The 13,409-nt window shown below is 43.8% G+C and carries 13 protein-coding genes; 7 read left to right on the top strand and 6 right to left on the bottom strand.

The features are described from left to right. Positions 1 to 5 precede the first annotated feature (5 nt). Positions 6 to 1,349: an FAD-binding oxidoreductase gene (locus NYE43_RS18105; RefSeq protein WP_024122954.1), complete on the top strand. Its 1,344-nt coding sequence runs from the start codon at positions 6 to 8 to the stop codon at positions 1,347 to 1,349. A gap of 290 nt (positions 1,350 to 1,639) precedes the next feature. Further along, positions 1,640 to 2,155, top strand: coding sequence for a DUF3231 family protein (locus NYE43_RS18100; RefSeq protein ID WP_024122953.1), 516 nt, complete (start codon positions 1,640 to 1,642; stop codon positions 2,153 to 2,155). A 44-nt stretch (positions 2,156 to 2,199) separates the two neighbouring features. Here the strand turns inward: NYE43_RS18100 and NYE43_RS18095 are convergent, their stop codons facing one another. The 6 genes from NYE43_RS18095 to sacB all read right to left on the bottom strand — a co-directional run bounded on the left by NYE43_RS18095 (position 2,200) and on the right by sacB (position 8,324). Beyond that, the gene (locus NYE43_RS18095) at positions 2,200 to 2,514 is read right to left on the bottom strand and encodes a DMT family transporter (RefSeq protein ID WP_024122952.1); all 315 of its coding nucleotides are present in this window, start codon (positions 2,512 to 2,514) and stop codon (positions 2,200 to 2,202) included. Further along, positions 2,514 to 2,849, bottom strand: coding sequence for a DMT family transporter (locus NYE43_RS18090; RefSeq protein ID WP_044160350.1), 336 nt, complete (start codon positions 2,847 to 2,849; stop codon positions 2,514 to 2,516). Before NYE43_RS18090 ends, NYE43_RS18095 begins: the two co-directional genes overlap by 1 nt. Positions 2,850 to 2,926: 77 nt before the next feature. Then, entirely contained in the window at positions 2,927 to 3,511 is a 585-nt protein-coding gene (locus tag NYE43_RS18085; protein WP_024122950.1) for a TetR family transcriptional regulator, read from the bottom strand. A gap of 95 nt (positions 3,512 to 3,606) precedes the next feature. After that, on the bottom strand, positions 3,607 to 5,169 hold the full coding sequence (aspP, locus tag NYE43_RS18080; protein WP_024122949.1) for an aspartate/proton symporter AspP: 1,563 nt from the start codon (positions 5,167 to 5,169) through the stop codon (positions 3,607 to 3,609). A gap of 106 nt (positions 5,170 to 5,275) precedes the next feature. After that, the gene (gene levB / locus NYE43_RS18075) at positions 5,276 to 6,826 is read right to left on the bottom strand and encodes a 2,6-beta-fructan 6-levanbiohydrolase (protein ID WP_341062302.1); all 1,551 of its coding nucleotides are present in this window, start codon (positions 6,824 to 6,826) and stop codon (positions 5,276 to 5,278) included. A gap of 76 nt (positions 6,827 to 6,902) precedes the next feature. Further along, positions 6,903 to 8,324, bottom strand: a complete 1,422-nt coding sequence (gene sacB, locus NYE43_RS18070) for a levansucrase (protein WP_341062299.1) — start codon at positions 8,322 to 8,324, stop codon at positions 6,903 to 6,905. 598 nt (positions 8,325 to 8,922) lie between these two features. Here sacB and NYE43_RS18065 point away from each other — a divergent pair. From NYE43_RS18065 to NYE43_RS18045, 5 genes are all read left to right on the top strand, one after another. Beyond that, entirely contained in the window at positions 8,923 to 9,264 is a 342-nt protein-coding gene (locus NYE43_RS18065; protein WP_105990931.1) for an ArsR/SmtB family transcription factor, read from the top strand. Between the two features lie 11 nt (positions 9,265 to 9,275). Continuing rightward, a complete protein-coding gene (locus NYE43_RS18060; RefSeq protein WP_185848584.1) occupies positions 9,276 to 10,574 on the top strand; it encodes an arsenic transporter in 1,299 nt (432 codons plus the stop codon). A 22-nt stretch (positions 10,575 to 10,596) separates the two neighbouring features. Then, the gene (gene arsC, locus NYE43_RS18055; RefSeq protein WP_185848585.1) at positions 10,597 to 11,016 is read left to right on the top strand and encodes an arsenate reductase (thioredoxin); all 420 of its coding nucleotides are present in this window, start codon (positions 10,597 to 10,599) and stop codon (positions 11,014 to 11,016) included. 328 nt (positions 11,017 to 11,344) lie between these two features. Then, positions 11,345 to 11,911, top strand: coding sequence for a C1q-like domain-containing protein (locus NYE43_RS18050; RefSeq protein ID WP_024122943.1), 567 nt, complete (start codon positions 11,345 to 11,347; stop codon positions 11,909 to 11,911). A 132-nt stretch (positions 11,912 to 12,043) separates the two neighbouring features. Further along, on the top strand, positions 12,044 to 13,408 hold the full coding sequence (locus tag NYE43_RS18045) for a serine hydrolase (RefSeq protein ID WP_101859905.1): 1,365 nt from the start codon (positions 12,044 to 12,046) through the stop codon (positions 13,406 to 13,408). Position 13,409 lies beyond the last annotated feature (1 nt).

Below are 13,409 nucleotides of genomic sequence, written 5' to 3'. Positions count from 1 at the left end.
AATATATGGGATCAACACAGTTAACAGGGCGTGTAATCTTCAAAGGGGACCCCGGCTATACACAGGCAGTTAAGAATTGGAACCCTTATGTTGATGTCTATCCCCTTGTCTTTGTTTTTGCACAAGATTCATACGATGTAAGTAATGCTATTAAATGGGCTCGTGAGAATAATGTGCCCTTACGTGTCAGAAGTGGTCGCCATGCTCTAGATAAGAACCTTTCAGTAGTAAGTGGAGGAATTGTTATTGATGTGAGTGACATGAATAAAGTTTTCTTAGATGAAGAAAACGCGATTGCAACCGTTCAAACTGGCATTCATGTTGGCCCGCTTGTAAAAGGATTAGCTCGAGATGGTTTTATGGCTCCGTTTGGAGACAGCCCAACAGTTGGAATCGGAGGAATTACGATGGGCGGTGGATTTGGAGTAGTCTCACGATCGATTGGCCTTATAAGTGATAACCTTCTCGCACTGAAAACGGTAGATGCAAAAGGCAGGATTATTCACGCAAATCAATCTTGCAATGAGGATTTACTATGGGCTTCTAGAGGTGGCGGCGGAGGAAACTTTGGATATAATACCCAATATACTTTCAAAGTTCATCGTGCCCCTAAAACAGCAACTGTCTTCAATATTATTTGGCCATGGGAACAATTGGAGACGGTTTTTAAAGCCTGGCAGAAATGGGCGCCGTTTGTAGATGAACGATTAGGATGCTACCTTGAAATTTACAGCAAAGTAAATGGTTTGTGTCATGCAGAAGGAATTTTCCTCGGTCCAAAAAATGAATTGATTAAATTATTAAATCCTTTATTAAATGCTGGAACTCCAACACGAGCAGATATCAAAACATTATCCTATCCAGATGCTATAGATTTCTTAGACCCTGACGAACCCATCCCTGGCAGAAATGATCAGAGTGTTAAATTCTCCTCAGCCTGGGGACATGATCTTTGGTCTGACGAACCCATTTCAATCATGAGAAAATTCTTGGAAGAGGCCACTGGAGCAGACTCCAACTTCTTTTTTATAAATTGGGGGGGTGCTATAAGAAGAGTACCTAAAGACGAAACAGCCTTTTTTTGGCGCCATCCACTGTTTTATACGGAATGGACGGCTAGTTGGCAAAATAAATCACAAGAAGCTTCAAACCTTGCCTCAGTTGAAAGAGTACGTCAGCTGATGCAACCATATGTAGCAGGTTCATATGTTAATGTTCCAGATCAAAACATTGAAAATTTCGGAAAAGAATATTATGGTGCAAACTTTGCAAGGCTTCGAAAAATAAAAGCGAAATATGATCCCGAAAATTTATTTTGTTTTCCACAAAGCATCCCGCCAGCTCGTTAAAAATTAATTCGTTTCGAAAATAAAACCCCCTGAGTTTATAACTTTAATTAAAAAATAGATGGAATCAATAACTCATACTACAAAAGCATTTGAATGGTTTCCGGTACCACGTCTGCCGGGGGGGCGAATCCCTCCGAGCGCGTCCAATAGAACAACAGGAAAGACAAGGGCTTGGCATTTTTGCGCTTTTGTCTTTTTTTGTTTTATAAAAATTTCCCGCTGAAACATAAATATTCCTCCTCTCGGGCACGTTATGAGATGTACGATATGAATTTGCAAGGAGGATGAACATGGGTATTTTAAGCGGAAACCCGCAGGAAGAACCGATGCATTACGGTGAGGTATTCAGTTTGTGGAGTTATGTGATGGCGGGAAATAAAATGATCGGCAATTACCAGATGTTATTGCATCATGTTGGTGATGGCGATTTAAAGAAGCTGCTTCGTGAGTCCATCGAGAAATGCCAAGATGAAATCAAACAGGTCAGCAATATCCTGAAAGAAAATGGCGTGGGGCTTCCGCCCGCTTCTCCTGAGCCGCCGGATGCAGATCTTAACGACATTCCGCCGGGCGCGCGGTTTCTCGATCCGGATGTGGCCGCATCTGCAGCGGCGCAAAATGCAGCCGGTCTTGTGACATGCAGCAAAATTATGGGGCAGTCGATTCGCGAAGACATCGCCATGATGTTTGGGCAATTTCATATGACCAAGGCGGCAACAGGGGCAAAATACTTAAGGCTGCTGAAAAACAAAGGCTGGCTCATCCCGCCGCCGCTTCATCTTCATAAACATCAAGATGATGAGTAAAAGATAAAAGGCATATACAGCTTTCTGTATATGCCTTTTATGATCTAAGACGTAAGACGCAGGCCGATGACGCCGGCAAGTATCAGGCAAAGAGAAATCAGCTGAGAAAGCTGAAACCGTTCCTTAAACCAAATTAGGCTGACTGCTGTTACGCCTATGCTGCCTATACCGGTCCAGACGGCATAAGCGACACCGGAAGGCAGGACTTGCATGGCCTGTGAAAGACAGTAAAAAGATAAAGCAAATCCGGCAGTCATCACAATAATCGGCCATTTTTTCTTTGTGCCGTCTATATATTTCATGGCGATGGCAGCTATAATTTCTTCTATACCCGCAATAAATAATAAAAACCACGCCATTATTTTTCACCTCTCGGCTGAGTTTTATTTTCTTTTGTGAAAAGCTTCATTCCTAAAATACCGGCTAGCAGCAGCATCAAAAAGAAGATTTGCGCTGCTGAGAAGGATTCGCCTAAGAAGATCCCGGTCGTGTAGGTTCCGACCGTTCCAATTCCGACAAATACGGTATACGCCGCGGCCATAGGAATTTTTCGATAAGAGCGGATTAACAGTATAAAGCTTATCGCTATTAATAGAAAAACGATAATCCAATCAAAAAGCGAATCCGCATGTTTGAGGGAGGAGGCCCAAACCACTTCTAGAAGCCCTGCTATCAAAACAAGTACCCAATACAACAGTAACACCTCTTTTTATGAATGAACGTCAGTCATTTTTAGGTATTAAAAAATGAGCGGTGTCACCCAGTCATTTTTTAAGCTTTACCTAAGCTCCGTTTTAAGAATGTGAAAATTTCTTTTTTAGATACTTCAAGGTTTTCATCTTGTTCAAACCCGATATAAAACCGTTCTGCTGTGTTCTCAACCAAATTGATGATGGTTCTTGCCGTCCACTTTGCATTGATGCCTTCGATCACATCTTGGCTGTCGATCGCCTTGTTGATGATGTTCTCAAGCCAGGAATAATAAGGCTGATAAATGGTCTCCCATTTTTCCATGGAATGGTCGATGGCAAGCCCCGAATAGCAGAGGACGATAATATCTTTATGGCGCTCTGTGATGTGAAACGTCTCATCAATTAAGGTTTGTAAGACGGTCCAAAAATCTTCCTCGCCATTCAGTCTTCCTTTGATTTGCTCTAGCGTATGAGTGAGAAGGTTTTCCGCAATGGCCGGAATCAGAGCATTTTTGGATGAAAAATATAAATAAAACGTTCCTTGGGCAGTGCCGGCTTTTTTTACGATCTCTGAGATGGAGGCTTTATCGAGTCCCTTTTCAGAAATGACTTCAATCGCCGCCTGCAGAATCTTTTCATATTTTCCTGATGTTTGTTTTGGCACGAGGAACACCTCCTTTAATGACTGACTATCATTCATTTTATCTCGAGTGATGGCGTTTGTAAAGCGAAAAAAGAAGCAAGAGAAACTCCTGCTTCTTATTTATCATAATCAATCGCGGCTTTCGGGAGCCCGGTATACTTTGCCCAATAGTAAATCGCAAGCGAGCCGATGGCAACCAATATGAGATCGACGGGATTGCTGATAATGCCTAAGCCATGCCCGAAAGAGCCGATATAGGAAAAAATCAGCATCATGACATAAAATCCGACGAGCCACCAGGCTGATTTCAGCTGCTGGGCCAGGCTGACGTCTTCTTTAGGCGCGTATTTGCTGAAGCAGAGATAGATCAAAAACATGACGAGCTGTGAGCCGAGAAGCCAGGAAACGGTTGTCCATCCTGACCAGTACACAATAAAAGCTGTGAAAATAAATGAAAGCGGCCCGATGATGCTCATTCCTTTTAAATAAAACGGCCTGTTTAAGTCCTTCGCATTTACTCTCAGTGCGGCTGAACAAATTGGTGCAATCGCATAAGAAAGGATGAGAGCGACAGAACAGACATTGACGAGCGCGTTCCACGAAGGGAAGGGGAGCGTCCAGAAAATCGACATGGCAAATGAAAGCCAGAGTGAAGCACGGGGTGTTCCCGTTTCTTTATTGACCTTTGAAAATATGCCAAATAATGTGCCGTTCCGCGCCCAAGCGTAAACGAGGCGAGATGTCGTATTCATAAAAATATTCCCGTTTCCTCCCGGAGACAGAATGGCGTCTAAAATGACAAGCGTTGCAAGCCATCCTAAACCGAGCATGACCGCAATGTCTTTAAACGGCAATGAAAATTCACGGCCTATTGCCGGCCAGCCGTTTTTCAGCGTTTCTGTCGGAATCGCACCGATAAAGGTGATTTGTAAAATCGTGTAAATAATGGTTGAAACGATAATACAGATAATTAAAGCGATCGGGATATTGCGTTTCGGATTTTGTACCTCACCGGCAACAGACACAATAGGGTGCAGCCCGAGATATGCAAACATGACACCCCCGGTCGAAATGGCGGCCTGTATGCCTGTAAAACCAAAAGGCGCAAACCCTTCAACCGACAAGTTTCCCGGCTGAAAATGAAAAAACAGCACAATAATGATCGTGACCGGTACGATATATTTAAAAATAGAAATAATGAAATTGGCTTTTGCAAAGGTTTTAACGCTCCAGTAATTCAGCAGGAAAAACAAGCAGAGCAAGGCAAACTGCAAAATCCAGCCTGCAATGGTCGGTGAGTCAGAGCCCTCTTTGGTCAGGCCAGGAAACCAATAGGCCACATATTGCCGGACGGCTGTGACTTCAATCGAAATCAGGCTTGTGTAAGCGACAATTGTGACAAATGAAATTAAATAGCCGACCAAATGGCCGTGTGAATAGACCGGATACCTGATGATGCCTCCAGTGCGGGGTAAAGCGGCTCCGAGTTCTGCGTACACCAGTCCGATTAACAGAATAATGGCTCCTCCGATAATCCAGGAAAAAGCGCCGGAGGGTCCTGCTTTTGAAGCGACATTACTGACAGCGAACAGCCATGCTGATCCAAAGATAGCTCCCATCCCGATCAGAATCAGATCAAACAGCGACATCGATTTTTGAAAATTTCCTTGTTTAGACATCCGCTTCCTCCTTAGAAACAAGCCTTATATTTCTTACAATGCCCAATATGAAACAGAGAATACCGTTCTGAATAAAAAACAGGCGCAGCCCGCGCTGCACCTGTTTTTATTCATGAATCGAATCAAAGTGTTTCACTGTTATATTTTTGAAGGAGGCTGTGCCGCCATCAGAAAAAAGGGTAATACCTTTATCTTCAGGCTTTGGGAAGACTTCATTTGAAAAAACGGTTTTCCCGTCGTCAACAAATACCTCTATCGTTGTTTTATCGACAAGTATTTTCAAATGCACCTTACGTTTGCTTACATCATAAGGAGCTTTGCTTTCGACATAGGTATTGCTTTTGTCAGGCTGATTTGTGGCTGCTCTATTGACATATGCATAGCCGTCTTCAGCGAATATGCCGACATCAATATGGCGTTTTTGATCTTCTGACTCTCTCAGTCTGACGCCAGCATTCTTCAGCTCTGACCAAGAAAGATCCGTATCAAGCTGGTACGTATCACCTGTTATCGACAGAGTTTTTGATCCGTTCACATCCTGATCCTCTATTTCGTCAGTTGAAACAGTCAGCTGCTCCAAAGCTTCAATCGGCTGTGAGACGAGGCTGTATGTTCCGTCCTGCTCCTGCAGCCGGAGTTCGCGTATGACAGAATCTGTGCCGTTAAAGCCGTTCTTCATTGTCGGGGTGTTGTTGGCATAATCCCAATTGTTCATCCAGGCAAGCGCATACCGCTTTTCTAATGGATCTGTGCTTTTGCTGTCTTCGAACGTCACACCGCCGTACCAGTCGAAGCCATAGTCAAGCCATTGGGCTTCAGTCTGATCGGCTGTAAATTCTTTTCCGTCGAAGCTACCGGTCCAGTAGGCGTACGTATTTGGTTTGCCCCACGGTTTACCGTTCGCGCTCGCACCGAGAACCCATTTATTCGTTCCGTCGCTTGCCCGCATCATGTAGAGGTCAGGACATTCGACCATTCCCGCCTGCTCTGGGAAGAATCCGCTTGTGTAATGCCAGTCCTTAAGATTATCGGATTCATAAAAGCCGATTTTTGATCCTTCAGCCATGACCATGACCCATTTGTTATCCTGGTCATCCCATATCACTTTCGGATCTCTAAAATCGTCTGTGCCCGGATTAGGCATAACGGGGTTGCCACTGTAGAATTTGAATGATTTTCCTTTGTCTGTGCTGTACCACAAATATTGTTCCTGTTTTTTGTCTTTGGCTGAGGGCTGTGTCACAATCGCGACAAGCGCATTTTTCCCGAAGCCGGCTGTGTTCTCTTTATCCACCACGACGGAACCGGTCCAAATATCACCGTCCGGGTTTGTATATTTCGGAATCGCCACGCCTTCATCTGTCCAATGCACCAAATCGTCTGATACGGCATGGCGCCATTCTGTACCGTTGCCTTTTGGGTAATCCCGGTTATATAGATAGAAATAATGATACTTGCCATCAAAATAGATCGGTTTTTGAGGGTCATTTTTCCATTTATCCGGCGTCGTAAAATGATATGCCGCCCGGTAGTCCGGCTTCTGTGTTGATTTTGTTTTTTGGTCATGTCCTTCTTTTGGAAATAAGTCGATAAACAGCAATATTCCTAAAAAGCTCAGGAATACGGTTAGCCATTTGCCTGCTTTTTTATAGTTCATATGGGATTCACCTTTATGATGTTGATAAGAAATAAAAGAAAATGCCAATAGGATATCGGCATTTTCTTTTGCGTTTTTATTTGTTAACTGTTAATTGTCCTTGTTCAAGGATGCTGTTTTTCACAACAGATGTCTTTTTGCCTTTGATGTTCAGTAAGAAGCTTGGCGCAAACGTTGCCTGTTTGTCTGCATAGAAGCCTCTGTTAGTCATGTAGCTTGTAATCACGACATTGTTTCCTTCAGCTTGCGGTACGGCAAAGTGTGAGTAAGTAAAGGTCACATCGTTAGGATCAAGATCCATTTTCAGCACAAGGCCGGTTTTGTTCAGCGGCTTGTACGGGCCTGTTAAGGAGTTAGAGACATAACCCAGCATGTAAATATCGTTAGATGTAATGCCGTCGATTGTCATTTTTGATCCTCTAGAGTCAGTGAACAGATACCATTTGCCATTCATTTTGAAGACATTCGCACGTTCGATTTCGTCAGTTACTGTGTTAGATGTGATCAGCGGCTTCATGACTTTCTTCAGTGTGTAGTCATCGTTAAGCTCAATTATGCCAAGTGCGCCGTTAGCTAATTCAGCAGTGCGTTTTTTATCGCTTTGCAGAAGTTTTTGACTTTCTTGACGGAAGAATGATGTGCTTTTGCCATAGTAAGCTTTGTTGAATAAAGATTCTTCGCCTTGGTAGCCGTCTTCAGTTCCTGTGTTCGCTTCAAATACTAGGTATTTGCGGCCGTGATCTTCCACATAGTGAGGGTCTCTCAGCGTATGGTTATCGCCTGAACTATAGTTGCCCTCATCAATGAATTGCTGAACATTTTGATATGTTTTGCCGTCGCCATCAAAAATGGACTTGTGATCTTCTACACCGTTAATCGTAAGAGAACTGTCTGAAGTTGATACGTTAACCTGTGCAGTTGTCAGTGTTTGTTTGCCGTAATGTTTACCGGAAAAGTCAGTGTAGAATAAACGGATTTTGCCGTCAGATGTAAATGTAGCTGATCCTGACCATTCTTGTGTCTGATCTTTTAAGATGGGATCATTTGCATCAAACTTGTCACTGTCTTTAAAGACACGGCCTGCGTTCTTCCAGCTGTCAATGGAAGTCTCGCCAACTTTTTGATAGAACATGTAAATCGATGTGTCATCCGCGTTTTTAGGGTCTCCGGCTAATGCAAAGACAACATGGTAGCCATGGTAGTTTGCGACTGTGCCGTCAGCGTTTTGCAATGGCCAGCTGTCCCACACGTCCAAGCCTTTTGCGGAAGAGATGTTTTTAATCTTCGATTGGTCAAATTCAGGCACCTGATATTTTTCATTCTTTTGCTGTTCAGGGATTTGCAGCATGTCGTGGCGGGTAATATGGGAAATGCCGTACGTTTCTTTATACGGTTTGTGATCTGCTTCTTTCGCAAACGCTTGAGTCGCGCCTCCTGCCAGCAGTGCGGTTGTAAAGGTTAATACTGTTGCTTGTTTGGCAAACTTTTTGATGTTCATCGTTCTTGTCTCCTTTTTTATGTACTGTGTTAGCGGTCTGCTTTCTTCCAGCCCTCCTGTTGATAATGGCAAGTCGATTACGTGCAATAAAAAAAGACCTAAAATATGTAAAGGGATGACGTCAAAGAATACACTTTGCCCTTAACACATTTTAGGTCTTGCCTGCTTTATCAGTAACAAACCTGCGTAATTTGCTTTTCGACATTATTCTATTAGACACTGAATCTTATTTCAACGGGTCTATTTTCCTCTTTTGTTTGATAGAAAATGAATAAAAAAAATTTAAGAGTACAGGTCTTATGGACTAATCCGGCTGATTGTTTCTTTACATCTTCTATAGGTTATAACAAGCTTTCGCATGGGCACAAAGTTCCTTTTTATCAGGCCTATCCGAACAACACAAAAGTGATAAAGAAATGTAAATTCATAAATCATTCACAATATGTGACAGTATAAATAAAGCCATTTTAGCTTCATAAGGGAAGGAATGATAATAAAAAAAGATTTTAAACGGTGATCCTTTTTCTTCTATGATATAAGCATTGACTTATATAATCGGTGAGTTATACAATGAACGCGGAAGGGAGCTGATGCTTTCATGAAGCATGCCTTGACATCTGCTGAAATCAGTCACTGCCTGAAGCTTCTTCATGATCAAACCAGGCTTTTGATCATGAAGCTGCTGGAGGAAAAAACATACTGTGTCTGCCAGTTTGTCGATATGTTTGACATGAGCCAGCCAGCTATCAGCCAGCATTTACGGAAGCTGAAACAGGCTGGATTTGTGAAGGAAGAGAAAAAGGGACAGTGGCGGTTTTATTCAATTAATTCGGCTTGTCCTGAATATGGATTGATTCAATCGATTCTCGGTCACATCAGCTCAGATGATGACGTGTTGCAGTCTATTCAGAAAAAAGAAACTCAAGTTTCTTGTAAGTAGGAGGTTCTCGTTTGAGTTCAGCAGTTTTAGCAGCAATTATCTTTATCCTTACACTTATTTTTGTTATTTGGCAGCCGAAAAATCTGTCTATTGGCTGGTCAGCCTGCGGGGGAGCGGTTTTGGCTTTGCTTGCGGGGGTTGTGAGCGTAAAGGATGTGGCGGACGTTACCGGCATTGTATGGAATGCGACTCTGGCGTTTGTGGCGATCATTCTCATCTCGCTCATTTTAGACCACATTGGCTTTTTCGAATGGGCTGCTTTGCATATGGCGAAGGCGGCTAAAGGCAGCGGCCTGCGTATGTTTATTTATATTTCCGTTTTAGGCGCCGTCGTGGCGGCGTTTTTTGCCAATGACGGTGCGGCGCTTATTTTAACGCCAATTGTGCTTGCGATGATGCGGGCTTTGCGTTTTGAAGAAAAGCTGGTGTTCCCATTCATTATCGCGAGCGGGTTTATCGCTGATACAACATCGCTTCCGCTTGTGGTCAGCAATTTGGTGAATATCGTGTCGGCCGATTTCTTTCACGTCGGGTTCATTGAATATGCGGCACGGATGATTGTCCCGAATCTCTTTTCGCTTGCGGCAAGTATACTCGTCTTATACTTATTTTTCAGAAAAGGGATTCCGAAACATTATGATCTCAGTCAGGTGAAGAAACCGGCTGACGCCATTAAAGATATAAACATGTTTCGTATGTCATGGCTTGTGCTGGGCATGTTATTAATCGGTTATTTTGTAAGCGAGATATGGTCCATCCCCGTATCCTTTATCGCCGGTGCGGTGGCTGTTTTCTTTCTTATTATGGCGAAGAACAGCCCGGCCGTTCATACGAAGCAGGTGGTCAAAGGGGCACCGTGGGCGATTGTGTTTTTTTCCATTGGGATGTATGTCGTCGTGTACGGGTTAAGAAACGCCGGCTTAACAGACCTTCTGTCCAGCCTTATACAGGCAGCCGCAGATCAGGGGCTATTGGCGGGAACCATTGGAATGGGCTTTATCGCGGCTATTTTATCATCGATAATGAATAACATGCCGACCGTCATGATTGATGCTATTGCGATAGCCGGTACAGATACACATGGAATGATGAAAGAAGCCTTAATTTATGCAAATGTCATCGGTTCTGATCTGGGGCCAAAAATCACGCCGATTGGGTCGCTGGCGACGCTGTTATGGCTTCATGTTCTCGCCCAAAAAGGAGTGAAAATCTCTTGGGGGACATACGTGAAAACAGGGGTGATCCTGACGGTTCCGACCCTGCTGATGACTCTTTTTGGCCTTTATATCTGGTTATTGATCATTCACTAAAACATCTGGGAGATGAACAAACATGTCTAAAAAAACCATCTGCTTTTTATGCACGGGCAACTCCTGCCGCAGCCAAATGGCTGAAGGCTGGGCGAAACAATATCTAGAAGATGAATGGAATGTATACAGCGCGGGAATCGAAGCGCACGGGCTCAATCCGAATGCTGTAAAAGCGATGAAGGAAGCGGGGATTGACATCTCCGGCCAAACATCAGATATCATCGATCCGGCTATTTTAAACAGTGCTGATCTTGTCGTGACGCTTTGCGGGGACGCGGCTGATAAATGCCCGATGACGCCGCCTCACGTCAAGCGCGAGCACTGGGGCTTTGATGACCCTGCAAAAGCGGAAGGATCGGAAGCGGAAAAATGGGTGTTCTTTCAGCGAGTTCGTGACGAAATCGGCGAGCGGCTCAAGCGCTTTGCGGAAACAGGTAAATAAGCTGGAAAAGCCGGGAGGATGGTCTCCCGGCTTTTTTGTGGCTCTCATCGCGGTGATGATGATGGCTGTACCCCAGGTAGGGGATACCAAACGATATTGCCATTGGTAATTCTCGTAATCGCAATTTAAAATGTGGATTGATCTTCTATCTTTTTTATGGTCTTGTAATAGAAGCGGTAATCCGTTTCGGAACTAGAAGCTTTCATTTTTGTTTTGAGTTTAGTCGGGCAGATACCGTTTCAAAGCTTGTAAGGATCAATATAATAATGTATTGCGAAAGCAAACAAATGATAGAAGCGAAAGAAAACGTATAAGGAGGAATAAGTCAATGCCGCCCAGGCCAACTAAATGGATTAAGAGAAACGATCGACCGGAACCTCTTTTATCACCAAGTGTCATGCAAGGCAGAAATGGAAATACCCCATCCACTCAACAAAACCAGCTCTTCGCACCAATTACATCAGATACGAACCAGCCTATTTCTGCTTTCAGAGCCACCAGCAATGCGAATCTGTCAGTGGCTGCAAATGCAGCTAGCGGAGTTCGATTTCAAAATGTACAATTTGATTTGGCGAATGAATATAACCCCAACACATCTACATTTTCACCGAGAACAGCAGGCGTATATTCTTTAAATGCATCAGTTGAGTTTCAAACGAATGCGATTGTTGACTTCAACTTAGAAGTCGTATTTCTCGTGAATCAAGATGTGATAGGCGGAAATAGCCAATTTCAAGCAGGAAATCTTCCGGCAGTCGTAGCCATTACGGAAATTCTTCAGTTAAACGCCGGAGATACGGTGACAGTTGCAATGAGAAGTACTGCCGCCGGATTCATTCAAGCGACTCCGAGAACCCGTTTTGCAGCCGCCAGAGTTCCTTCTCCGACTGCGTAAAAAAGAGATTTTGATTCAATGTAAATCTAAAGTTGATTTTTCCTGCTAGAGGATTGATCAGCTTTTTTTATATTTTCAAAATAATCGAAACATTAATAGCTCAGTATCGTATGAAAAAGGGGAGGTGGAGCAATGAAGCAGAAGAAAAGGAAGGAACTTAAGACTTTATTTGAAACATTAGGTGAAAGAAAACATTTCAACGGGGCGGTTTTAGCCGCAGAGGATGGCGACATATTATATCATCACGCTTTCGGTTATGCGGATTTGCCGGGAAAACGGCTTTTGCAAGAGAATTCTTTGTTTGAGCTGGCATCACTATCAAAGCCTTTTACAGCAATGGCAGTTGTTCTATTGGAGGAGAAAGGGATGCTTGGTTATGAGGATATGGTGGAGCGCTGGATTCCCGGATTTCCTTATGAGGGCGTTACGATTCGGCACTTATTGAACCATACATCCGGGCTTCCGGAATATATAGAGTGGTTTTTTGTCAATTGGGATAAAAGCAGGATCGCAGTGAATCAGGATGTAGTGGATATGCTGATGAATGAGCAGCCTCCTTGCTATTTTGCTCCGAATGAAGGCTGGCTGTACAGCAATACGGGGTATGTGTTGCTGGCAGTTTTGATCGAGAAGGCATCCGGCATAAGCTATGCGGATTATTTGAAACAGCATATTTTCACCCCGGTCAGCATGGCGAACACGAGAGTATATAACAGGAGGCTGCGTCCTGAGCAGATTGAAGGCTATGCGTATGGATATGTGTATGATGTGCATTCCGGACAGTACGTTCTTCCTGATGATCTGGAGGAAACCAGCTATGTTGTGTATCTGGATGGAATACAGGGAGACGGTACAGTGAATTCTGTCACAAGCGATTTATTTCGGTTTGATCAGGCTTTATATCAGGACAAATTGATCAGCGAGGTTTCTAAGGAAGCCGCGTTTTCTCCTGTACAACTGAACAATGGGGAAACGGTTGACTACGGATTTGGCTGGGTGCTGCAAAACAGCCCTGAAAAAGGACGAATTGTCAGCCATAGCGGAGGCTGGCCCGGCTATTCGACGATGATGATCCGATATATAGACCATCGTAAAACGCTGATCTATTTGAGCAATATGGAACAGGATGCCGAATATGAACAAGCGATTCTGAAGGCGGCGGAGAATATTTTATTTGACCAGCCATATGAAATCCCGGAACGTCCTGCTGATAAAAAGAAAAAAGACATTGATACAGCGATTTACAGCCGCTATGTTGGCAGCTACTCCATTCATGATGGGACAGCTGCGACGGTGACAGCCGAGAACGAGCGGCTTTATCTGCAAATTACCGGACAGATGAGGTTTGAATTATTTCCTTCCTCGGAAACCCGTTTCTTTATCCAATCATTGCCTGTTGAAGTTGAATTTATGTTAGGGGATGGTGCTGCGAAGAGCTTTATCATTTATCAGGACGGAACAGAGGAAGAAGCGGTCCGGACGGATAGAAAGGAATGAA

Origin of the sequence: Bacillus sp. FSL R5-0434 (assembly GCF_038004745.1) — a bacterium.
In the GTDB taxonomy this organism is placed as follows: Bacteria; Bacillota; Bacilli; order Bacillales; family Bacillaceae; genus Bacillus; species Bacillus halotolerans.
Note: the sequence above shows the minus strand (reverse complement) of the source record. Positions and strands in the feature narration are given on the sequence as shown.

Bases quoted from the DNA above. Each gene is read 5' to 3' on its own strand.
- NYE43_RS18105 (WP_024122954.1), top strand. From the start codon at position 6: ATGGGATCAACACAGTTAACAGGGCGTGTAATCTTCAAAGGGGACCCC.
- NYE43_RS18100 (WP_024122953.1), top strand. From the start codon at position 1,640: ATGGGTATTTTAAGCGGAAACCCGCAGGAAGAACCGATGCATTACGGT.
- NYE43_RS18095 (WP_024122952.1), bottom strand. From the start codon at position 2,514: ATGGCGTGGTTTTTATTATTTATTGCGGGTATAGAAGAAATTATAGCT.
- aspP (WP_024122949.1), bottom strand. From the start codon at position 5,169: ATGTCTAAACAAGGAAATTTTCAAAAATCGATGTCGCTGTTTGATCTG.
- levB (WP_341062302.1), bottom strand. From the start codon at position 6,826: ATGAACTATAAAAAAGCAGGCAAATGGCTAACCGTATTCCTGAGCTTT.
- sacB (WP_341062299.1), bottom strand. From the start codon at position 8,324: ATGAACATCAAAAAGTTTGCCAAACAAGCAACAGTATTAACCTTTACA.
- NYE43_RS18065 (WP_105990931.1), top strand. From the start codon at position 8,923: ATGAAGCATGCCTTGACATCTGCTGAAATCAGTCACTGCCTGAAGCTT.
- arsC (WP_185848585.1), top strand. From the start codon at position 10,597: ATGTCTAAAAAAACCATCTGCTTTTTATGCACGGGCAACTCCTGCCGC.
- NYE43_RS18050 (WP_024122943.1), top strand. From the start codon at position 11,345: ATGCCGCCCAGGCCAACTAAATGGATTAAGAGAAACGATCGACCGGAA.
- NYE43_RS18045 (WP_101859905.1), top strand. From the start codon at position 12,044: ATGAAGCAGAAGAAAAGGAAGGAACTTAAGACTTTATTTGAAACATTA.